Annotated in this window: 3 protein-coding genes (1 of these 3 running past the window's edge); all 3 read right to left on the bottom strand. The window is 69.5% G+C overall.

What is annotated here, in order from left to right; all coding sequences use genetic code 11:
- Tightly spaced (each overlapping or abutting the next), the 3 genes in view from BI347_RS14880 to BI347_RS24835 form a layout consistent with a single transcriptional unit that may run on beyond the window.
- Window positions 1-7404 carry the 5' portion of an SDR family NAD(P)-dependent oxidoreductase gene (locus BI347_RS14880; protein WP_071116210.1) on the bottom strand. Its footprint begins 3057 nt before the window's first position, so only the first 7404 of its 10461 coding nucleotides appear in the window; it begins with the start codon at window positions 7402-7404; its stop codon lies off the left edge, out of view.
- On the bottom strand, window positions 7392-18254 hold the full coding sequence (locus tag BI347_RS24275; protein WP_071116209.1) for an SDR family NAD(P)-dependent oxidoreductase: 10863 nt from the start codon (window positions 18252-18254) through the stop codon (window positions 7392-7394). Before BI347_RS24275 ends, BI347_RS14880 begins: the two co-directional genes overlap by 13 nt.
- On the bottom strand, window positions 18251-24679 hold the full coding sequence (locus BI347_RS24835) for an SDR family NAD(P)-dependent oxidoreductase (RefSeq protein ID WP_139167226.1): 6429 nt from the start codon (window positions 24677-24679) through the stop codon (window positions 18251-18253). The genes BI347_RS24275 and BI347_RS24835 overlap by 4 nt, the downstream gene beginning before the upstream one ends.

Below are 24679 nucleotides of genomic sequence, written 5' to 3'. Positions count from 1 at the left end.
CACGTCCAGTTGCGGCAGTGTCAGGCCCAACGAGCGTTCGAAGCCGATCTGCGACAGGTCGTGGCAGCTGCCCAGCGCTCCGGCCTCCAGCCTGCCGCTGAGCTGCAGATAGCGCAGCGGCAGGCTGGCGCCGACCGCGGCGCGCAGCACCGCGCGCAGCGCCGGCAGCCGCGGCTGGCCTTCCGCCCAGCGGTACAGCACGCCATAGCCGCCGGCGGCGGCGCCGTCGGCCTTCAGCAGCGCGAACAGCGCGTCGAAGGCGGCTTCATCGCAGCCGGCCGCCTGGTAGCGTTGCGGCCCCAGCCGGCACGTCGCGTCGCCGCTGCGGATCTGCAGCAGCGGCCGCCGCAGCCGCTGCGCCAGCTGGGCGCTCTCGGCGTCGTCGTCGCAGAAGTGCAGCAGCGTCAATCGTTCGACGTCGACCGCCGGGCCGGCCGCGGCGGCCTGCCAATACTCTTCGCCCTCCAGTAGGGCGGCGGGCTGCGCCGGGGCCGGGGCCGGGGCCGGCGGCGTCGCCGCGGCCGCGCCCAGCTCGGGCAGCCAGTAGCGCTCGCGGGCGAACGGATAGGTGGGCAGGCTGATGCGCCGGGGCGGCCGCGCGCCGTACAGTCGCGACCAGTCTATTTCCAGCCCGGCGACCCACAAGGCCGCCAGTTCGCCATGGCAGCGCCGCTCCATCCATTTGCCGACCACTTCGCGCAAGTCTTCGTTGGAGCCAAATGCCGACAAACCCTGCCGGCTCTGCTGCGCGGCGCCATGGTGAAGGTCGGCGGACAATGCCTCCCCGTCGATGAAGGACCGCAATTTGGCGGCCAGATCATCGATGCCGGAAGCGACGACAGCCAGCCGGCACGCCATTTCCTCCCGCCCCGACTGCAGCGTCCAGGCGATGGAGGGCAGATCCCGGTCGGCATGGCCGCCGTCCTGCAGCGCGCGCAGCAGCTTCGCCGCCTGCGTCCGCAACTGCGGCTCGGTCGGCGCCGACAACGTGATGACGAATCTGGCACCCGGCTCCGGCGCCTGCGGCGCCGAAGCCCGGTATTCCTCGACGATCACATGCGCGTTGGCCCCGCCGGCGCCGAAGGACGAGATGCCGGCGATTCGCGGATACTCCCGCTCGACACCGTCCACCTCCAGCAGCGGGCGCGACCATTGCTGCAGTTCGCGCTGCAGCCGGAACGGCGTGCGGTCGAACGATATCTGCGGGCTCAAGTCCTGAGCGTGCAGGCTGGGCGCCAGCTGGCCGTGCCGCATCTGCAGCAGCACCTTGGTCAGCCCGGCGATCCCGGCCGCGCTCTCGCCGTGGCCGATATTGGATTTCACCGAGCCCAGCGCGCAGGTCTGGATCAACGGCGGGGCCGCGCCGGCGTTGAAAGCCTTGCTCAGGCCGGCGATCTCTATCGGATCGCCCAGCTCGGTGCCGGTGCCGTGCGCCTCGATATAGCTGACCGCGCGCGCCTCGACGCCCGCCCGCGCCAACGCCTTGCGTATCAGCTCGCCCTGGGCGTTGGGATTGGGCACGGTGTAGCCGTGGGCGCGGCCGCCATGATTGATGGCCGATCCCTTGATCAGACCATAGATATGGTCGTCGTCCGCCTCCGCCGCTCCGCGCAGCTTGAGCAAGACCGCGCCTACGCCCTCGCCCGGCACATAACCATTGGCCCCCGCGCCGAAGCTGCGGCATTTGCCGTCCGGCGACAGCATGCGCTGGCTGCACAACACGACGTAGTTGGACGGATGCAGATAAAGATTGACGCCGCCGGCGATGGCCAGCTCGCATTCGTCGCGCCTCAGATGCTCGCAGGCCTCGTGAATAGCGGTAAGCGAGGCCGAGCACATGGTGTCGAAGGGAATGCTGGGGCCGTTGAAATCGAACAGATACGACACCCGGTTGGCCAGCGAGCTGAACGAGGTATGCGGATAGGCCTCGGCGCCGCTCGCCCACAAGGCCGGCCCGTACAGACTGAAGCCGGTCTTGGTGATGCCGGCGAACACGCCGACCTGGCCGCCATGTCTGGCGCGTAAGGCACTGCGGGTATAGCCGGCGTCCTCCAGCACCTCCCAGCAGATCTCGATGAACAGCCGCTCCTGCGGGTCCAGGCTCTCGGCTTCCCGCGGCGAAATGCCGAAGAACAACGGATCGAAGTCGGCGAAGCCGTCGACGAAGCCGCCCCACTTGCTATAACTCTTGCCATTGGCCGGCGAGCATTCCGCCCCTTGCTCATAGAAGCCCTCCAGCGGCCAGCGCTGCGGCGGGATTTCGCTGACGCAGTCGCGGCCGGCTTTCAGGTTCTCCCAGAACTCGGCGATGCTGTCCGCCTGCGGGTAGCGGCCGCTCAGGCCTATGATGGCGACCTCCTCGCCCGCCCCGCGCGGGCCGCGCGGCGTCGATGGCGCGGCTTCGCCCAGCGGCGCCGGGCCAGCGTCGGCAGGCATGGCCATCGCCGGCTCAGCCGCCGACGCGCCCAGCCAATTGCGGCATGGCTCCGCATAGGATGCGGCCAAATGGCGGGCCAGCGCGTCAAGCGTGTTGTATTCGTAAAAAAGCGTCTTGGGGATGTCGGCTGATATCCGCTCGAGCCGCTGATTGAGCTGGCCGATCATGATCGAATCGATGCCGAAGCTGGCGAAGGGCTCATGCCCGCCTATGCGGTCGACAGCGATATTGGTGACCGTTTCCAGCATGGCCCTCAAGCCCAGCAGCACCTCGGCGGCCAGGCCATCCGGCCCGGCGTCCGGCTTCGCCGCTGGCGCCGCCGGACCGCCATCCAGCCATGCCTGCAGCCTGGCGCCGTCGCCGGTCAGCGTCAGCAACGGGCCGCCGCCCAGCGCCAGTCCCTGACGGCAGGCCTCCAGCCCATGCCCGGTGGCCAGCTCGCTCAAGCCGGCGCGCGTCATTTGCGCGCGGCCCAGCTCGCTCATCCTCATCCCGCCCTCCGCCCATAGCGGCCAGGCCATCGACAGCGTCACGCCATGCCGCAAGCCGCGGTCGAGCAGTTCGGAACGATAGGCCGCGTAAGCGTCCATGAAGGCGTTGGCGGCGGCATAGTCGGCCTGGCCCGCATTGCCGTACACGCCGGCCAGCGCGGAGAAGCAGACGAAATGGTCGAGTCGGACGCCTCTGGAGGCCTCGTCCAGATTGATCAGGCCGGCAACCTTGGGCCGCATCACCTCGCCCAGCTCTTCCGCGCTTTTTTGCAGCACCGGCCTGTCGCGGACAATGCCGGCGCTGTGCCAGATGCCGTGCAGCCCGCCATGCGCGCGCTCGGCATGTTCGATCAGGCGCCGGACCGCGGCCGCCTCGGCCACATCGGCCTGCTGGAAGTCGACCCGCGCCCCTAGCCTCCGCAGGGCGTCCACCCGCCGCTCGGCCTCCGCCGTCAACGCCGAGCGGTTAACGAGCAGCAGCGTCGGTTGCCGCGCGCCGCCGGCGATGGCGCTGGCGAACAAATAGCCCAGTCCGCCCAGTCCGCCGGTGATCAGATACACGCCGCCGTCCCGCCATGGCGTTGCGGCCCGGTCCGCGCCGCCCAGGGCCATCACCCGCTCCAGAAGCTTGACCTGCCGCTCGCCGCCGCGATAACGGATCTCGGCCGCGCCGAAATCGGCCGCGTTGTCGAGCACCATTTGCGCCAGCCCGGCAGTCTGGTTTGGCTCGCACAGTTCTATGGTCTGCGCCGCCAGCAGCGGATTCTCGCGGCTGGCGGTTTTCAGCATCGCGCCCAGTCCGCCGAAGCCGGGGCCGACGCTCGCCGCATTGATGAGCAGCTGGATGCGCACCGGCTGCGACGGTCGACTCTCCAGCACCCGCCTTATCCTGGCCAACACCGCGCAGGCCGCCGCCTCGAAGCGCTGCGCCAGCGCATCGCCGGCGATGTCGACAAGGTCTGCCACCATGTGCGGCGCCCGCTCGCGCAACGCATGCAGCGCGGCCGGAGGAAAGTCCCCCAACAGCCACAGCAGATGGCGGCCGGTCCCTTGGCCACCGGCGCCGGCAGGCGCCTGCCGCGACTGCCAAGCCTGTCGCGCCAGCCACGCCGCCGCATCCGGGCCGGCAGCGCCTGATGATCCGCGCTTCGGCGCCAAGCCGCCGCCCGGACCCGCGGGATGGATCCAGTAGCGCTCATCGGCGAACGGGTAGGTCGGCAAAGGCAGCCGGCCATACTGACCGCCGGCGAACAGCGCGGCGTAATCGATCGCATAACCGTCGACCAACAACGCCCCCACCGCGCGGAGCTGCTCCAGATAATCGTCGGCGACCAAGCCGCCGTTCACCAGGGCCTGAACGCACTGCCTGCCGTAATGCTTGAGCGACGCCTTCTCCCGGCTTTCGCCATCAAGGAACTGGCCGACGACGACGCCCCCGGCGCCGCTCCCGGCCAGCCATTGCTCCAGGCTGGTGAGCAGGTCTTCCAGGCTGGTGGCCGCGCACGCCAACCGGTGTTGCAGATGCTTGCGCCCCAGCAGCAGCGTGAAGCACAGATTGCCCAGGTCCGTGTCTGGCCTGGCCCGGATGAAATCGGCCAGCCGGCGCGCCTGCTGCCGCAATTGCTCCGGCGTCCGCCCCGACAGCGCCAGCAGATAGCCCGGACGCTCGGCGTGCTCGCGGCGCGCGCCGAGATGCTCCTCGACCACCACATGGGCGTTGGTGCCGCTGAAGCCGAAGGCGCTGACCGCCGCGCGCCGCGCCTGTCCTGCCGGCACTTCCCAGCTTTTCAACGCGGTGTTGACATAGAACGGGCTGCCGTCGAAATCGATGGCCGGATTGGGCGAGTCGTAATGGAGGGACGGCGGAATCTGCCGGTGCCGCAGCGCCAGCAGCAGCTTGATCAGGCCGGCGATCCCGGCAGCGGCGGCGGTGTGTCCCAGATTGGTCTTGATCGAACCGATCGCGCAATAGCTCCGCGCGGCCGAAGCGCGGCCGAAGGCGTTTGTCAGCGCCCTGAGCTCCACCGGATCGCCAAGCCGGGTTCCCGTGCCGTGCGCCTCCACCAGTTGGATGCCGGCGGGGTCGATGCCGAAAGTCTGGTAGACCTGCCGCTGCAGCCTTTCCTGGGACAGGGCGCTGGGTGCGGTGATGCCGTTGGTGGTGCCGTCCTGATTGATCCCCGATCCCCGGATCACCCCGTGAACATGGTCGCCGTCGTCGACCGCGTCGCGCAAGCGCTTGAGCACCACCACCCCCACCCCCTCGCCCGGCACGAAGCCATCGGCGCGAGCGTCGAAAGTGTGGCAGCGGCCGGAGGGCGACAACATGCCCGCCCGCCCGGCCAGCGAATAGAAGCCGGGCGTAGACTGCACGAAGGCCCCGCCGGCGAGCGCCAAGTCGGTTTCGCGGCTCCACAGCCCCTGGCACGCCAGATGGACGGCGACCAGCGAACTGGAGCAGGCGGTATCGACCGTGATCGCCGGCCCCTGCAGGTTCAGGCAATATGAAATCCGCGCCGACAATATCGAACCGGCATTGCCCCACATGGCCTGCGCCGGCGCGCCGTCGTCCACCAGGCTCTGGTAGTCGGCGCCGTTGTAGCCGACATAGACCCCGCAGCGACTGGCGTCCACGCCGTCTCCGGCATAGCCGGCGTCCTCCAACGCCTTCCACGCCTCTTCCAGGAACAGCCGCTGTTGCGGGTCCATGGTTTTGGCTTCTGTGGCCGAGATATTGAAGAACAGCGGGTCGAAACGGTCGATGTCGGCGAGAAAGCCGCCATATCTGCCGGCAGCCGAACCCTCCGCCGCTTGCGCCAGCGGCCAGCGCGTCGACGGCCGCACCAGATCGTCGCCGTTGGCCAGATGGCTCCACAGTTGCTCCAGATCGGCCGCCCCGGCGAACGTTCCGCTGACGCCGATCACCGCAATGGGCTGATAAGGCTGCCACGCCGGGCTTGCCGGCGCGGGTTCGGCCTGGGGCGGCAGCGCCGGCCCCGTCGCGGCAACCGCCGGCCCGCCGGCGGCGGCCCCGCCCCGCTTCGTCGCCAGCCGCGCGCCCACCCGCTCACCCCAGCTCAGCCGGATGTGCTCCGCCAGGCTCCGTATCGTGCTGTAGTCGTACAGATGGGAGGTCTCCAGGCTTATGCCCAACGTCTCGTTGAGCTGATGGACCAGCTTGACGCCGGTAATCGAGTCGACGCCGTAATCGCCGAAAGGTGCGCTGTAATGTATCTGTCCGGCCGACAACCGCAGATTGACGCGCAGCTGCTCGGCAATGGCGCCGCGGATGCTTTCGCTCAATTCGTCGTCCGGCGTGGGCGCCGCCTCGGGGGCCGGCGCGCTTGCGGCGGCGGGCGCGGGATCGGCCCCGACATGGGCTGGCTGGCGAATCTGCCCGTCGCTGCGGGCCATGAAAACCTGCTGCCCCAGCCGTCTGGCCTCGGCGGCGGGCCAGCGCACGCGGTCGAAACCCTCCTCCCGCAGCAAGGCGCTCCAGCCGTCGACCGACAGCGCCGGGCAACCCTCGATGCGCAGCTCGGCGTCCTCCACCAGCCACCAGCCCTCGGTCAGGCCGAAAGTCAGATGCGCGAATAGATTGTTCTCGACAATCTCGTTCACCAACAACACGCCATTGCGCTTCAGCAAAGCCTTGGCGTTGCGCAGCGTCGTCCGGATGTTGCGGGTCGCGTGCAGCACATTCGCCGCGATCACCACATCGAAGTCGCCGATGGCCAGGCCTTGCTCCCGCACCGGCTGCTGGATGTCGAGCAGCTGATAGCGCAGATACGGCCTGCCCGGCCCGTAGACATCCTCGGCATGCAGCAGAAAGGCTTTGGAGATGTCGGTGTAGACATAGGCCTCCACGCAATCCTGGAACGGCCGCAACGTGTCGAAGACCACCTCGCTGGTGCCGCCGGTGCCGGCGCCGATTTCCAGAATGCGCAGGCGGAACGGCTCGCCCTGCGCCTGCCTGGCCCGGATGATCGCGCCGATGCCGCCAGCCACCACATTATTGAAATAATCGGCCTGGGCATTGGCCTTGTAAATTCCCTCGACCTTGGCCATCGACGCGTTCGGAAACAGCAGGTCGGTCACGCGCTGTCTGCCGCTCAGGATGTCCGGCAGCGCCCGCAGCGTTCCCTCCACCAGCTCGGCCTGCCTGGCCAGGCCGGCCTGGGCGAAAAATCCGCTCCGGCCCAGCGTTTCCCAGCGCCGCCACAAGGCGTCCAGACTGTCGCAGGCCTTGGCGGACGGATAACCGCTCGCGCGCAGCATCCGGGCGCTTTCGCCCAGCCAGCGTGAATACAACGGCAGCGTCTGCGCCCGCGCGCGCCAGCCATCGGCGCCGAGCTCGAAACCCATTGTCTCCAGTTGCCGCCACAGCGTGTCCAGTAGCAAGGCGGTGAAGTCGCTGTTCGCCAGCGCCGGCTGCGACGCCGGCGGCTGGCTTGCGAATACGCTTAGTCGTTCCATATCGTTTCCATCTCCGGCGCCGACTGCGGCGCGAGAATCGTCTGCCCGGCCCATGGTTCCACGAATTCGGCGGCGACCGGCGCCAGCTCGGCGCGCTTCACCACCGCCAATTGCCTGATTGGCGAGCACAGCAGCTGCTCCAGCGCCGCCATGCCCTCTTCAGGCTCGATCGAGCCTATTCCCATCGCCGCCATCCGTTGCCGGTACGAGGCGTCGGCGACGATGCCGGTCCCGCCCCAATATCCCCAGTTCATGATTTTCACCGGGCAGGCCCAGGCCTGGCCCAACCGATGGGCGAAGGCGTCGCTGAACGCGCAGCCGGCTGCGTAATTGCTTTGCCCCGGCGCCTTCATGAAACTTTGCATCGATGAAAAGAACAGCACGAAGTCCAGCCCCGCCTGCCCGAAGGCCCGCGCGAGGCCGACGCTGGTATCGACCTTGGCGCGCAAGCCGGCCATGAAGCGTTGCTCGTCCATTCCCTGGAGGCTCCTGTCCTGCAGGACGATCGCGCTATGCACCAGCCCATGGATCGCGCCCAGCCTGGCGCGGATCTGCGCGCACGCCCCGGCCAGCGCGGCGGGATCGGCCGCGTCCGCCTGGAAGTAAAGCGGCCGGGGACCCAGGCCTTGCAACCGATCGCAGCGAGCGGCGATTTCGGCGTCGTAGGCACGCCGCCCTATCCAGACCATCCTGGCCTGATAACGGCGGATCAGATGCTCGCTGAAAGCCTCGCCCACCCCGCCGGCGCCGCCGATGACCACATAAACGCCCCCTTGCCGGAACGGCGCGGGCGTGTTGTCCAAGGGCAGGTCTACCGGCAACAGTTGCTGCCGATACCAGTTGCCGCTCCGCCAGGCATGAGCGTCGCCGCCAGCATCGGCGGCGAAGCCCAGGCATGCCCGCAGCCGGCGCGCCGCTTGCGGATCGCCAAGCTCGAGGTCGGCCAGTTGCACCGACCATCCCGGATACTCCTTAGCCAGGGAGCCGACCAGTCCGTGCACGCTGGCATGCGTCGGATAGACCGCCTCGTCACGGATGCTCTGCGTCTGCCAGCTCACCACATTCAGCCGCAGCGGCCGGCCGCCGTAGCCCAGGGCCAGCAGCGCCTTGAGCAGGCGGAAGCCGAAGCGGACCCCCGCCGCCTGCCGTTCGGCGTGCAGGCCATCGTCGGCGGCGTCGATCGCGTCCGCCGGCAACAGCCAGGTCAAGGCCTCGACAGCGCCCGGCGCGCCCAAGACGCCGACCAGCTCGTCGATCGAGGCCTCCGGCGCCACCGCAAGAAAGCGGGCCTGCGGGAAGGCCAACGCCAGCTCCTCGCGCAAGGCCCCGTGGACGACGCCGAGGAAAACCATGGACGGTCTGCCCTCAGCCGGGACCAGGGCTTGCGGTTCGCACAGCTCCCAGCACGGCAGCAGGGTCTGCACCGCTTCGCCGACGGCGGGCTCGGCCGGCCGCGCCGGCGCCATCGCGCCGACCGGCTCGGCGGCGTCGGCCCAACAACGCTGCTTGAGGAAGGGATAGCCGGGCAGCCGGATGCGCCTTGGACGCTGTCCGGCCGGATACAGCATGTCCCAATCGCAGGCGTGGCCGGCGATCCAGCGGGCCATCATGCTGCCGCCGGCCGCGTCGGGCCGCGGCTCGTCATGGCTGAAAACGCAGCCGCGTAGCGCGTTCGCCGGCAGCGGCAGTCCGTGCAGAAAGTCGCGCAATACCCCGGCCAGCGACGCGATGTCGGCGACGGCGACGCCAAGGCGATATTCCATCGCCGCCCTGCCGGTCTGCAGCGTGTAGGCGAGATCGGGCAGATCGGCGTCGCTTAGCGGCCGCTGCCGGATTTCCTCCAGCAGCTGCTCGGCGCGGCGCGCAAGCTGGGCCTCGGTTCTGGCCGACAGTACGACGAAGAACGGGCCGGCCGCCTGCGCGCGGCGCGGCGGCGCGACATACTCCTCCATCACCACATGGGCATTGGTGCCGCTGTAACCGAACGAGCTGATCCCCGCTCGGCGCGGCGCGGCGCCAGCGTCCGGCCATGGCCGCAGCTCGGTATTGACATAGAAAGGCGAGCCGGCGAAACGGAAATGCTCGTTCTCCCGGCTGAAATGCAGGCTGGGAACCAACTGGCGGTGCCGCAGGCACAACAAGACCTTGTGTACTCCAGCCACCCCTGCCGCCGCTGTCGCGTGGCCGATATTGCTCTTGACCGAACCCAGCGCGCAGAACTGCCGCCGACCGCCGTCGCCGAAGGCGGCGGCCAGCGCCGCCAGCTCGATGGGGTCGCCCAGCTTGGTCCCGGTGCCGTGCGCCTCGACATAGCCCAGGCTGTGCGGATCGATGCCGTTACGCGCGTACATGTCGTGGATCAGCGCGCGCTGGCTCTTCATGCTGGGAGCGGTGATGCCGTTGGTCTTGCCGTCCTGATTGACCGCCGAGCCGATGATGAGCCCCTGAATATGGTCGCCATCGCGCTCGGCGTCCTGCAGCCGCTTGAGCAGCACCACGCCTACGCCCTCGCCCGGCACGAAGCCGTCCGCGCCGTTGTCGAAGGCCTTGCAGCGGCCGTCCGGCGACAGCATGCCCGCCTCGCACATGCGGACATAGGTTTCCGGCAGCAGATACAGGGAGACGCCGCCAGCCAACGCCATGTCTACGGCGCCGCTTTGCAGGGCCTGCACCGCCAGATGAATCGCCACCAGCGACGACGAGCAGGCCGTATCGACCGGAATGGCCGGCCCCTTCAGATTGAAGTGGTAGGAAACCCGTCCGGCGCCTATCGCCGAGCTGTTGCCGGTCGCGCTGCCGCGGCGGTGCCGGGCGACGATCTGCGCGTACTCGCTACCCATCACGCCGAGATAGACGCCGCAATTGCTGCCGTCCAGCTGCGCCGGCGAATAGCCGGCGTCCTCGAAGGCCTGGTGGCACTCCTCCAGGAACAGCCGGTGCTGGGGATCGGTCAGCTCCGCCTCGGCCGGACTGATATTGAAAAACAGCGGATCGAAGCAATCGACGTCGTCGAGCGCGCCCAGCCAGCGGCAGTATATTTTTCCGTCCGAAGGCACTTTGGCGTCGTAATGCTCGCGCATGTCCCAGCGCGCCGCCGGCACTTCGCGCACCGAATCCCGGCCCGCCGCCAGATTGCGCCAGTATTGGTCCAGATCCGCGGCGTCGGGATAGCGGCCGGAAGCGCCGATGATGGCGATCCTGCCGTCGGCGATGCCGGCGGTCCGCGGCCCGGCCTCGACAGCCGCAACGACCTCTACAAGCTCGACGACCTGCACCGGCCTCTCAGGCAGATCCGCCGCCGCCGGCTGCGCCGCCTGCTCCGCCGCCACATGCGCGGCCAACTGCCGGATCGTCGGGTGCTCGAACAGCGCGGTCGCCTTCAGATCGACGCCCAGCGTCTCGTTGATCTTGCGCACCCACTCGACGCCTATCACCGAGTCGACGCCCAGATCGGCAAACAGCCTGTCCGGTGGAATGTCGGCCACCTCGGCGTAAAGCGCATCGGCCAGGCTTGCCGTCAGGGCCGGCGCAATGCTGGGCGACGGCGCGACCGGCGCCGCATCCCGCCGGCTCACCGGCTCAGGCCGGGAGCCCACAGCTTCCGCCCCGTCCGCCGGCGCCGCAGATTGCCGCAGATGGCCGGCCAGCAAGGTCAGCGTTGGATAGTCGTACAGCGCCGATGTCGGCATCGACAGTCCGAACACCTTATTGATCTCACGGTTCCACTCGACGCCGACCACGGAGTCCAGCCCCAGCTCGCTGAACGGGCGCTCCGGATCGAGCTCGTCCGGCTCCGCGCACAAGGCCTGCGCCAGGCTGGCGCGCAGTTGTTCCCGCAGCAGGCTGGAATCGATCCTAGGCGCGGCTTGAGGCTCCTGGCGCGCCGGTTCGGCGACGGCGACGGCGACGGCGGCGGCCGCGGGCCGGTCCAGCGGGCTGAGCGTGATCGCCGGCAGCGCCAGCGGCGACGGCGTCGATCCGCCGCGCTCCGCCAGCGCCGGCAATGTGCGTGCCGCGGTCGGCGCCGGCTGGTCCACCGCCGCTTCGACGCGCTTCCCGCCCCAATAGCGCTTGGTGGCGAACGGGTAGCCGGGCAGGCTGAGACGACGGGGATGGCCGCCAGCCGGATACAGGCAGCTCCAGTCAAACGCCAGCCCCTGTGCCCACAGCTCGGCCAGCCGCGGGAGCTTGCCGCCCGCCACCCATTTACGCAGCAATTGCTGCAGATCCTGGTCGTCGGCCAGCAAGGACAGCATGTCCCGCCCCCGCGACGCGGTCCCCCGGCTCCAGCCGCTCAGATCGGGATCCGCCGCGCACGCCTGCTCCAGCCTCTCCCGCAGCGACGCCATGTCCGGCACCACCGCCGCCAGCCTTTCCTCCATCGCCTCCCGGCCGCTCTGCAAGGTGTGCGCCAGCGACGCCAGCCTGTCGTCGCCCCAGCCCCCCCGGCGGATCGCCTCCAGCAAATTCCGCGCCTGCCGCCGCAGCTGCTCGTCGCTGCGCGCCGACAGCACGATCACCGCCGGCCCCGACGCCGCCGGCTCCGCCTCCCGCGCCCGGTACTCCTCGACGATCACATGCGCATTGGCCCCGCCAGCGCCGAACGATGAAATCCCCGCGATCCGCGGAAACTCCCGCTCCACCCCGTCCACCGTCAGCAACGGACGCTTCCACTCCTGCAACTCGCGCTGCACCCGGAACGGCGTGCTGCCGAAATCGATATGCCGGTTCAGCTCCCGCGAATGCAGGCTGGGCGCCAGCTGGCCGTGCCGCATCTGCAGCAGCACCTTGGTCAGCCCCGCTATCCCCGCCGCGCTTTCGCCATGGCCTATCGCTGACTTCACCGAGCCTATCGCGCAGGTCTGCAGCAGCGCCTCCCCGCCGCGTTGCCGGAAAGCCTTGCTCAGGCCGGCGATCTCTATCGGATCGCCCAGCTCGGTGCCGGTGCCGTGCGCCTCGACATAGCTGACCGCCCCCGGCGCCACCCCCGCCCTCTCCAGCGCCGCAGCGATCACCTCGCTCTGCGCGCTCGGGTTCGGCACCGAGTAGCCGTTGCTGCGGCCGCCGTGATTGATGCTGGTGGCCTTGATCACGCCGTAGATGTGGTCGCGGTCGGCCTCTGCCCGCGCCAGCGGCTTCAACAGCACCGCGCCGACGCCCTCGCCGGGCACGTAGCCGTCGCCGCCCTCGCCGAAGCTGGCGCAGCGCCCCTTGCTGGAAACGAACTGCCCCTGGCTCAGCGCCAGATACTTGTTCGGATGGATGGAGACATTGACCCCGCCGGCCAGCGCCAGCTCGCACTCGCCCAGCCGCAGGTTCTGGCAGGCGATATGCAACGCCGTCAGCGACGATGAGCACATGGTGTCCAGCGCCAGGCTGGGACCGTTGAAGTTGCAGAAATAGGAAACCCGGTTGGCGATCGAGGACGGACTGCCGCCCAGCGCCGGCAGCGGCTCCTGGCCGGCGAGCAGTCCGCCGTACAGCGGATACTCCTCGTACATCACGCCGACGAACACGCCGACCTTGGCCCCGGCCAGCGATTCGCGGGTATAGCCGGCGTCCTCCAGCGTCTGGTAGGCGCATTGCAGGAACAGCCGCTCCTGCGGGTCCATCAGCTGCGCCTCGCGCGGCGAGATGTTGAAGAACAGCGGATCGAACTGGTCGACGCCGTCCAGGAAGCCGCCCCATTTGCTATAGCTCTTGCCGGCCGTGCCCTTGCGCTCGTCGAAGTAGAGCCGGTAGTCCCAGCGTTCGGCCGGGATCTCGCCGACGCAGTCGCGGCCGGACTGCAGATTGTCCCAGAACGCGTCCAGGTCCGGCGCCTGCGGGTAACGGCCGTTCAGGCCTATGATGGCGATATCGGCACGCTCGGCCGCCGCCGGCTGCGCGCGCGGCAAACGCCTGCGCCGCGACAGGCGACGGCCCGGTCGGAACTCCGCCTCCCCGGCCTCTTCGGCCACCGGCGCGGCCTCGCCGGCGGAGGGCGCGCCGAAACGCGCCTGCAAAGCGCCAGGATGCTCGGCGATGAAGTGCTCCGCTAGCGCCCGCACCGTCGAGTACTCGAACAACAAGCTCTTGGAAAGCTCGCCGAATACCGCCTCGAACCGGTCAGTCAGCTCGACCACCATCACCGAATCGACGCCGTAGGACTCGAATGAGGCGTCGGCGCTTATCAGCTCCGCCGGCAAGCGGATCACCGCCGCCAATTGCTGCTTGATATAGCGGACCACGCTGTCGAACAACAGCGGCTGCGAAGACGCGCCGCTCAAGACCGGCGGCGCGGACCGACTCGCCTCGGACCGAGAAAGGAACCGCTGCCGTATCCTGCCGGCATCGCCGCGCAGAACCGCGACATGGCCGGCCTGGCCGGCCAGGCAGCTTTGCAGCGCTTGCAGGCCGGCGGAGGCCGACAGCGGCGCCAAACCCTCGCGCCTCAGCTTCGCGTCGATGGCGCCGGCCATCCGCATGCAGCCGTCCTCCCACAGCGACCACCCTATCGACAAGGCACGGCCATGGCGGTGACCCTGCGCCGCCAGCGCGTTGCGATGCTGGGCATAGGCGTCCATGAAAGCGTTGGCGGCGGCGTAGTCGGCTTGGCCGACATTGCCGGTGGTGCCCGCGATCGAGGAGAAACAGATCAGCCGCGCCAGCGGCAGATGCGCCGTCGCCTGGTCCAGATTGACCAGGCCGGCCACCTTGGCCGCGAACACCTGGGGCAGCTCGTCGTCACTCTTGCGGATGATGAAGTTGTCGCGCAGCACGCCCGCGCTATGGATCACCGTATCCAGACGGCCGTAGCGGGTTTCGATGTGACGGACCAGTTCGGCGGTCGCCAGCCGGTCGGCGACATCCAGTGCCCGGTACTCTACTTGGGCGCCCAGGGCGCCCAGCGCCTCAAGCGCCGCCCGTCCCTTGTCGTCCAGCTGCGAGCGGCCGGTCAGGATCAGCGTCGTTCGTCTAGCGGCGCCGGCGATCTCCATGGCCAGCAGCAGGCCCAAGCCGCCCAGGCCGCCGGTGATCAGGCAGATCTCGTCATCGCGCCACAGCGAGGCCTCCGCCGCGCCGGCCCGCTCGAGTTCGACCAGGCGCTTCGACTCCCGCCTGCCGTCCCGGTAGCGGACTTCCGCCGTCTGAAGCCGCCGCGCCTCGTCGGCGACGATGTCCGCCAGTTCGCGCGGGCCTATCGTCGCCGGCAAACTGATGCATTGGAACAGAAATTTGGGATTTTCCCGGTTCGCCGTTTTCAGCAGGGCGCTCAAACCGGCATAGCACTCGGCCTCGCCGACATCGTCGGCGGCGATGACGAGCTGCAATAGATGCGGCTGGGTCGATCCGCCCCGCAGGCGCTGCCTGACCACATCGAGCAAGGCCGTCGCCGCTGACTGGTAGCGCGCGGCCAGCGACGCGTCGGCCGGCGACAGCGCGTGGACACGCTCATCCGGCAAGCGCCCCGCCAGCGAATCGCGGCCGGCCACCGCCGCCGCGCCCAGCAGAACGACATCTCGGTCGACGCCGGCCGCGGCCGGCGCCTGATCCGCGCGTCCGGCCTCAGGAACCCAGTCGGCGCGCATCAGCACAGTCTGCGCCTCCGCGCAGACGTCCCTCCCGCCGGCCGACAAGATCAGCCCGCCCAGCTCGATGCACGACAGCCCGCTTTCGTCGCACAAGCTGATGTCGATCTTCGGCGTCGCGCTGTCCGGACCGCAGCCGGCGGCGAAGCGCAGCCAGGCGTAGCCCCGTGCCGGCGTCGCGCGATGGACCGCCAGACTGTCCAGCCCCACCGGCAGCGCCAGCGTTCCCGGCCCGCCGTCCGTCGCCAGCGTCAGGCCTATCACCGCCTGGATCGCGCCATCCACCATGCTGGGATGCAGCATGAAGGCGCAGGCCGCCTGCTCCAGGCTGGCGGGCAGCCGCAAGGTCGCCAGCGCCTCCGGGCATCCGTCCGCGGCCAGTCCGACGCGCAGGCTCTCTATGCTCTGGTGGCCGGGGCCGTAGTCCAGGCCGGCGGACGCGAACGCGGCGTAGATCTCCTCGCCCGACCACTGCCGCGCGCAGCTGGCCCGCAATGTCGCCGGATCGAAGGCGCGGCGCTCGGCAGCATCGATCAGCCTAGCCACGCCCCGGCTGTACAAGGCCTCGTCGTCGGCGTCGAAGATCTCGAACTCCGCCTCCGTTTCGCTGAACGCCTGCAAGGCTATCTTGACCGAGCCGCCCTGCTTGGCGATGACGACCGGACGCAGCCACGCCACATCGCTGAACGCGATGCCGCTGTCGGACTCGAAGCTGAGCGCCATCGCCGCGCGCGCCATCTCCAAATGGCCGGCGCCCGGCAGCACCCTGTCGCCGTTGACGCGGTGGTGGTCGAGAAAGAATTCCGCGCCGGTGAAAGTCGAGACGAAACGGGATTCGAACGCGGTGGACTGATTCTGCTGCAGTAGAGGATGCAAGCGCGTGACGACTGTCTGATCGGGACGGGCGTCGGGCCAGCAGCGCATCCGCGCGAACGGGTAGGCCGGCAACGACATCCGTCCGGGCGCCGCCCTCCCGCCATGCAGCAGCCGCCAATCGACGTCCAGCCCTTGCGCCCAAAGATCGGCGACACGGTCATGGCGACCCTGCGACAGCCAGGCGGACACCAGGCCATCGCCGGCGGCATCCGCCTTCAGCAGCGCAATCGCCTCCCTGCCCTGCGAGACCGTCCCCCGGCTCCAGCCGCTCAGATCGGGATCCGCCGCGCACGCCTGCTCCAGCCTCTCCCGCAGCGACGCCATGTCCGGCACCACCGCCGCCAGCCTTTCCTCCATCGCCTCCCGGCCGCTCTGCAAGGTGTGCGCCAGCGACGCCAGCCTGTCGTCGCCCCAGCCCCCCCGGCGGATCGCCTCCAGCAAATTCCGCGCCTGCCGCCGCAGCTGCTCGTCGCTGCGCGCCGACAGCACGATCACCGCCGGCCCCGACGCCGCCGGCTCCGCCTCCCGCGCCCGGTACTCCTCGACGATCACATGCGCATTGGCCCCGCCAGCGCCGAACGATGAAATCCCCGCGATCCGCGGAAACTCCCGCTCCACCCCGTCCACCGTCAGCAACGGACGCTTCCACTCCTGCAACTCGCGCTGCACCCGGAACGGCGTGCTGCCGAAATCGATATGCCGGTTCAGCTCCCGCGAATGCAGGCTGGGCGCCAGCTGGCCGTGCCGCATCTGCAGCAGCACCTTGGTCAGCCCCGCTATCCCCGCCGCGCTTTCGCCATGGCCTATCGCTGACTTCACCGAGCCTATCGCGCAGGTCTGCAGCAGCGCCTCCCCGCCGCGTTGCCGGAAAGCCTTGCTCAGGCCGGCGATCTCTATCGGATCGCCCAGCTCGGTGCCGGTGCCGTGCGCCTCGACATAGCTGACCGCCCCCGGCGCCACCCCCGCCCTCTCCAGCGCCGCAGCGATCACCTCGCTCTGCGCGCTCGGGTTCGGCACCGAGTAGCCGTTGCTGCGGCCGCCATGATTGATGCTGGTGGCCTTGATCACGCCGTAGATGTGGTCGCGGTCGGCCTCTGCCCGCGCCAGCGGCTTCAACAGCACCGCGCCGACGCCCTCGCCGGGCACGTAGCCGTCGCCGCCCTCGCCGAAGCTGGCGCAGCGCCCCTTGCTGGAAACGAACTGCCCCTGGCTCAGCGCCAGATACTTGTTCGGATGGATGGAGACATTGACCCCGCCGGCCAGCGCCAGCTCGCACTCGCCCAGCCGCAGGTTCTGGCAGGCGATATGCAACGCCGTCAGCGACGATGAGCACATGGTGTCCAGCGCCAGGCTGGGACCGTTGAAGTTGCAGAAATAGGAAACCCGGTTGGCGATCGAGGACGGACTGCCGCCCAGCGCCGGCAGCGGCTCCTGGCCGGCGAGCAGTCCGCCGTACAGCGGATACTCCTCGTACATCACGCCGACGAACACGCCGACCTTGGCCCCGGCCAGCGATTCGCGGGTATAGCCGGCGTCCTCCAGCGTCTGGTAGGCGCATTGCAGGAACAGCCGCTCCTGCGGGTCCATCAGCTGCGCCTCGCGCGGCGAGATGTTGAAGAACAGCGGATCGAACTGGTCGACGCCGTCCAGGAAGCCGCCCCATTTGCTATAGCTCTTGCCGGCCGTGCCCTTGCGCTCGTCGAAGTAGAGCCGGTAGTCCCAGCGTTCGGCCGGGATCTCGCCGACGCAGTCGCGGCCGGACTGCAGATTGTCCCAGAACGCGTCCAGGTCCGGCGCCTGCGGGTAACGGCCGTTCAGGCCTATGATGGCGATATCGGCACGCTCGGCCACCGCCGGCTGCGGCGGCACAGGCGACGATGGCGCGACGCCGGATCGGGCCGGGGACGGAGACGGCCGAGGCGGCAAGCGCGGCGCTTCGGCCGACTTGCGCGCGAGCGGCGCGGCCACGCTTTTGCCAAGCAGGCGCGTCAGCGCCGGCCGGTGGGCATTGAGGAAATACCGGCCGATGGCGTCCACCGTCTGGTATTCGAAAAACAAGGTCTTGGACAAGGGGCCGAAAACGGTTTCCAGCTCGCTTGTCACCTGCATGACGACGACGGAGTCTATGCCGTATTTCTCCAGCGGCTCGTCCAGTTCCAGCCGCCCGGCCGGCAGCTGCAGCCCCGCCGCGATCCGCTGCCGGAAATATTCCATCACATCGGCGTCTGACAAATCGGCGATCGCGCCGGCCGACGGCTCCGCCTCCGCCTTGCTGCGCAGCAAGGCGCGAACGCTCTCCAGCAATTGCGCCGCCTCGGCCGGACTCAGCCTGCGGTCCTTGATCTGCCGGTGCAACTCGGCGACTTCATCGTTCCCGTTGGTATCTTGCGAATTCCAGTTCATGCCAGAAGCCACTCCCGCAGTTCGTTTTCGTCCAGAACGCCGGCGACGATTTTTGCGATCAGATCCGAATAAGGATCCGCGCCCGCGCTTAAAGTCTCGGGCTCAGGTTCCGGCGCCAGACCCGACAACACGCAAACCTGGGCCTCCCCGCTGGCCAGCGCGCCGTAGAACGCCGCCACGCCCGCCGGCGTCTCCAGCGGTACCAGACCGTCGCGATCGCGCCACTGCCGCACCGTCGCCTCGTCCACCCGCATCCCGCCCTCCAACCACCACGGCCAGTTGATCGACAGCGTGTGACCCCGACGCTCGCCCTGCTCCACCAGGCGATTGCGCCAGACCGCGTAGCCGTCCATGAAACCGTTGGCGCCGGCGTAATCCCCCTGCCCAACATTGCCGTACACCGCCGCCGTCGACGAGAACGCCACCAGGAACGACAGCGGCAACGCCGCCGTCGCCTGGTCCAGATTCACCAGGCCGGCCACCTTGGCCGCCAGCACCGCGCGCAGATCCTCCTGCCGCTTGTTCAGCAGGAAACCGTCCCGCAACACGCCGGCGGCGTGCAGAATCCCGTCCAGCCGACCATGCGCCGCCAGCACCCCCGCGATCGTCTCCCGCACCGCCGCGCCGTCGGCCACATCCAGTTGACGGTATTCCACCGTCACCCCCGCCGTCCCCAGCACCGCCAGCTCCCGCCGGCGCTCGTCGCTCAAGACCGAGCGCCCGCTCAGCACCAGCGTCGCCCGCGTCAGCCGCTCCGCGATCTCCCGCGCGAAGATCCAGCCCAGACCGCCGGCGCCGCCGGTGATCCAATACACCCCGCCTTCCTTCCACGGCAGCGGGCCGCCACCTCTGGCCGGCAGCTTTTCCAACGCTCCGCAGTGCCGCTCGCCGTCCAGATAGCGGATCTCCCGCTCCGCCTCCCCGCCGGCGTTGTCCCGCACCGCCGCCAGCAGGTCGCCGCCCGGCTCCAGCTCTATCACTTGCGCCGACAGTCGCGGATTCTCCCGCCCGGCGCTCTTCAGCAGCCCCGACACCCCCACCATCCAGTCGCCGGCGTCCGACCGCAGCAGCACTTGCAATAGCGCGGCCTCCGATGTGCGCTCGCGCAGCATGGCCTGCACCAGCGCCAGCACTTGCTCCAGCGCCGAGCCGTAATCGTCCGCCGCGCCGTCGCCCCGGCGCCGCAACACCGAAATCCGCGCCGCCGGCCACGCCGCCCGCACGCGGTCCAGCTCGCCCTCCCACGCCGCGTCCACCAGCAGCCAGCGCTGCGCCGCCGCCTCGACCTGCGCCGCCGGTCGGCGCCGCCAGCGCCGCGCCAGCAATTGCACGCCGGATTCGCGCCGCGCCCGACTGCTCAAGCCTTGCAGCCTCACGCAGACCGCGCCGTCCTGGTCGCACACGTCCAGGTCCAGCTTACGCACGCCTGCTCCGCCGCCGGCCGCCTCGCGCACCAGCACATAGCCCGCCGCCGGACTGGCGGCGAACACCTGCAGTCCTTCCAGCGCGAACGGCAGCAGCAGGCCGCCGCCGGCGTTCAGGCCTATCATCGCCTGCAGCGCGCTGTCCAACAGCCCCGGATTCAGCGCATAGCCGTCGGCCGCCGCCGCGCTCGGCAACGACAGCTGGCCCAGCGCGTAGCGCCCGCCTGCGTCGGCGCCGCCGTGCACTCGCAGCAGCGCCCTGTGCCCCGGCCCATAGCGGATGTCCATCGCGTCGAAGGCAGCGTAGCACTGCTCCGCCTCCAGCACGCTGTCGCAGCCGGCCAACAGGCCGGCGAGATCCAGCCTCGGCGCCGGCCCCGCTTCCACCGCCCGCGCATAACCCTGCGAATGCACCACCCGCGCGCCGGCGCCGTCGACGCTGTGAATCTCGAAACGCAGCTGGCCGTCCGCCTGCGCCGACAGGTCGATATGCACCCGCGCCGGCGCCTCATCCTGAACGATGGGCTGGCTCCACATCACGTGGCTGAGCGCGATCGCCGGCTCGGCCTCGTCGTCCCGCCGCATCGCCATCCGCGCCGCCTCGCGCGCCATTTCCAGATAGGCCACCCCCGGCAGCACCCGCTGGCCTTGCACCACGTGGTCCGTCAGGAAGAACTCGCCGCCGCCGAAAACGCTGCTGAAGCGCTGCCGATACACGGTGGAGGCGTTCTCGTGCACCAGCGGATGCAGCCGCCGCGCCGTCTCGACCGCCGCCGTCTCCGCAGCCGCGACCCAGTAGCGCTCGCGCTTGAATGGGTAGCCCGGCAAGGAGATCCGCGCCGGCAGACCTTGCGGATACAGCCGACCCCAGTCCAGCGCCAGCCCTTTCACCCACAGCTCCAGCAAGCGGTCATACTTCTTCTTGCCCATCCAGGCCTCAAGCGCGAGGCTCAGGTCCTCATCCTCGGCGAATACCGCCAACCCGTCCTTGCCGCGCCTCACCTCGCCCTGCCAGCGACCCTCCACTTCCGCATCGCCGCGCAGATGCGCTTCCAGCTTGCCCGCCAGCTCGCCGATGCCGTCCACCAGCAGCGCCAGCCGATGCTCCATCGCCTCCCGACCCAGCTGCAGCGTCGCCGCCACCGACGCCAGATCGCCCTCGCCCCAGCCCCCTATCGCCGCCAGCAACTGCTGCGCCCGCGTCCGCAACTCCGCCTCGGTCCGCGCCGACAGCACGATGGCCGCCGGCCCGGCAATCGCCGGCCACGACCGGCGGTCGACATATTCCTCGACGATCACATGCGCGTTGGCCCCGCCGGCGCCGAAGGACGAGATGCCGGCGATTCGCGGATACTCCCGCTCGACGCCGTCCACCGTCAGCAACGGACGCTTCCACTCCTGCAGCTCGCGCTGCACGAAGAACGGACTGCCCGCGAAGTCGATGTGCGGGTTCAGCGTGTCGGCATGCAGGCTGGGCGCCAGCTGGCCGTGCCGCATCTGCAGCAGCACCTTGGTCAGCCCGGCGATCCCCGCCGCGCTTTCGCCGTGGCCGATATTGGATTTCACCGAGCCCAGCGCGCAGAACTGGGTGTCCGCCGTCTGCGCCTGGAAGGCCTGGCTCAGCCCCGCCACCTCTATCGGGTCGCCCAGCTCGGTGCCGGTGCCGTGCGCCTCGACATAGCTGATCGCCCGCGCGTCTATGCCGGCCCGGGCGATCGCATCGACGATCAGCTGGCGCTGCGCCGCCGGATTGGGCACCGTGTAGCCGTGGGTCTTGCCGCCGTGGTTGATGCCGCTGCTTTTGATCACCCCGTGAATCCGATCGCCGTCCGCCTCGGCCCGCGCCAGCGGCTTCAGCAGCACCGCGCCGACGCCTTCGGCGGGCACATAGCCGTCGCCGCCGGCGCCGAAGCTGGCGCAACGCCCCTTGCTGGAGACGAACTGCCCCTGGCTCAGGACCAGATACTTGTTGGGATGGACGGAAACATTGACGCCGCCGGCGATGGCCAGAGCGCACTCGCCCCGCTCCAAGCTATGGCAAGCCAGATGGATGGCCGTCAGCGACGATGAGCACATGGTGTCCACCGCCAGGCTGGGGCCATGCAGACTGAAGAAATGCGACACGCGGTTGGCGATGGACGCCGGATTGCCGTTCAGCGCGTACGCCCTGTCCGTCATCTGGGCTTGGGCGCCATACAACTGATATTCCTCATACATCACGCCGACGAATACACCGCACTCCCCTGACAAGGCCTTCAGCGATTCGCGGGTATAGCCGGCGTCCTCCAGCGTCTGGTAGGCGCATTGCAGGAACAGCCGCTCCTGCGGGTCCATGAACTGCGCGTCCCGCGGCGAGATGTTGAAGAACAGCGGATCGAACTGGTCGACGCCGTCCAGGAAGCCGCCCCATTTGCTATAGCTCTTGCCGGCCGTGCCCTTGCGCTCGTCGAAGTAGCGCCGATAGTCCCAGCGCTCGGCCGGGATCTCGCCGACGCAATCTCGGCCGGACTGCAGATTGTCCCAGAACGCGTCCAGGTCCGGCGCCTGCGGATAGCGGCCGCTCAGGCCTATGATGGCGACCTCGTGCCGGCGCTGAACCGGCGCGCTCATCATCCGCGGATGGAAAGACGCCATCGGATAAGGAGAGGACGGCAGGACAGGCTGAGGCATGACGGGCGCCTGCGCGCCGGACGCCGCCGGCGCCGCCATCCCCAGCACATCGATCAGCCGCCGGGAATGCGCGGCGATGAAATGCCGGCTCAGCGATTCGATGTCCTGATGCTCGAAAAACAAGGTCTTGGACAAGGGGCCGAAATGCTTCTCCAGCTCAGCGGTGAGCTGCATCACCCGCACCGAATCGATGCCGTATTTTTCGAACGGAGCATCCATCTCGATCCGGTCCAGCGACAACTTCAGGCTTGAGGCCAGCAGCTTTCTGAAATACAGCGCCGCTTTCGCCCACAGCTCGGCGCCGGCATCGTCGACCACCACTGCCGACACCGCCACCGCCGGCCTAGACGGCATGGCCGGCACCGGCGCCAGGCCCGACAGCACGCAAACCTGGGCCTCCCCGCTGGCCAGCGCGCCGTAGAACGCCGCCACGCCCGCCGGCGTCTCCAGCGGTACCAGACCGTCGCGATCGCGCCACTGCCGCACCGTCGCCTCGTCCACCCGCATCCCGCCCTCCAACCACCACGGCCAGTTGATCGACAGCGTGTGACCCCGACGCTCGCCCTGCTCCACCAGGCGATTGCGCCAGACCGCGTAGCCGTCCATGAAACCGTTGGCGCCGGCGTAATCCCCCTGCCCAACATTGCCGTACACCGCCGCCGTCGACGAGAACGCCACCAGGAACGACAGCGGCAACGCCGCCGTCGCCTGGTCCAGATTCACCAGGCCGGCCACCTTGGCCGCCAGCACCGCGCGCAGATCCTCCTGCCGCTTGTTCAGCAGGAAACCGTCCCGCAACACGCCGGCGGCGTGCAGAATCCCGTCCAGCCGACCATGCGCCGCCAGCACCCCCGCGATCGTCTCCCGCACCGCCGCGCCGTCGGCCACATCCAGTTGACGGTATTCCACCGTCACTCCCGCCGTCCCCAGCACCGCCAGCTCCCGCCGGCGCTCGTCGCTCAAGACCGAGCGCCCGCTCAGCACCAGCGTCGCCCGCGTCAGCCGCTCCGCGATCTCCCGCGCGAAGATCCAGCCCAGACCGCCGGCGCCGCCGGTGATCCAATACACCCCGCCTTCCTTCCACGGCAGCGGGCCGCCACCGCTGGCCGGCAGCTTTTCCAACGCTCCGCAGTGCCGCTCGCCGTCCAGATAGCGGATCTCCCGCTCCGCCTCCCCGCCGGCGTTGTCCCGCACCGCCGCCAGCAGGTCGCCGCCCGGCTCCAGCTCTATCACTTGCGCCGACAGTCGCGGATTCTCCCGCCCGGCGCTCTTCAGCAGCCCCGACACCCCCACCATCCAGTCGCCGGCGTCCGACCGCAGCAGCACTTGCAATAGCGCGGCCTCCGATGTGCGCTCGCGCAGCATGGCCTGCACCAGCGCCAGCACTTGCTCCAGCGCCGAGCCGTAATCGTCCGCCGCGCCGTCGCCCCGGCGCCGCAACACCGAAATCCGCGCCGCCGGCCACGCCGCCCGCACGCGGTCCAGCTCGCCCTCCCACGCCGCGTCCACCAGCAGCCAGCGCTGCGCCGCCGCCTCGACCTGCGCCGCCGGTCGGCGCCGCCAGCGCCGCGCCAGCAATTGCACGCCGGATTCGCGCCGCGCCCGACTGCTCAAGCCTTGCAGCCTCACGCAGACCGCGCCGTCCTGGTCGCACACGTCCAGGTCCAGCTTACGCACGCCTGCTCCGCCGCCGGCCGCCTCGCGCACCAGCACATAGCCCGCCGCCGGACTGGCGGCGAACACCTGCAGTCCTTCCAGCGCGAACGGCAGCAGCAGGCCGCCGCCGGCGTTCAGGCCTATCATCGCCTGCAGCGCGCTGTCCAACAGCCCCGGATTCAGCGCATAGCCGTCGGCCGCCGCCGCGCTCGGCAACGACAGCTGGCCCAGCGCGTAGCGCCCGCCTGCGTCGGCGCCGCCGTGCACTCGCAGCAGCGCCCTGTGCCCCGGCCCATAGCGGATGTCCATCGCGTCGAAGGCAGCGTAGCACTGCTCCGCCTCCAGCACGCTGTCGCAGCCGGCCAACAGGCCGGCGAGATCCAGCCTCGGCGCCGGCCCCGCTTCCACCGCCCGCGCATAACCCTGCGAATGCACCACCCGCGCGCCGGCGCCGTCGACGCTGTGAATCTCGAAACGCAGCTGGCCGTCCGCCTGCGCCGACAGGTCGATATGCACCCGCGCCGGCGCCTCATCCTGAACGATGGGCTGGCTCCACATCACGTGGCTGAGCGCGATCGCCGGCTCGGCCTCGTCGTCCCGCCGCATCGCCATCCGCGCCGCCTCGCGCGCCATTTCCAGATAGGCCACCCCCGGCAGCACCCGCTGGCCTTGCAC

The organism is Chromobacterium sphagni (assembly GCF_001855575.1).
GTDB lineage: Bacteria > Pseudomonadota > Gammaproteobacteria > Burkholderiales > Chromobacteriaceae > Chromobacterium > Chromobacterium sphagni.
Note: the sequence above shows the minus strand (reverse complement) of the source record. Positions and strands in the feature narration are given on the sequence as shown.

Bases quoted from the DNA above. Each gene is read 5' to 3' on its own strand.
- BI347_RS24275 (WP_071116209.1), bottom strand. From the start codon at position 18,254: ATGAACTGGAATTCGCAAGATACCAACGGGAACGATGAAGTCGCCGAG.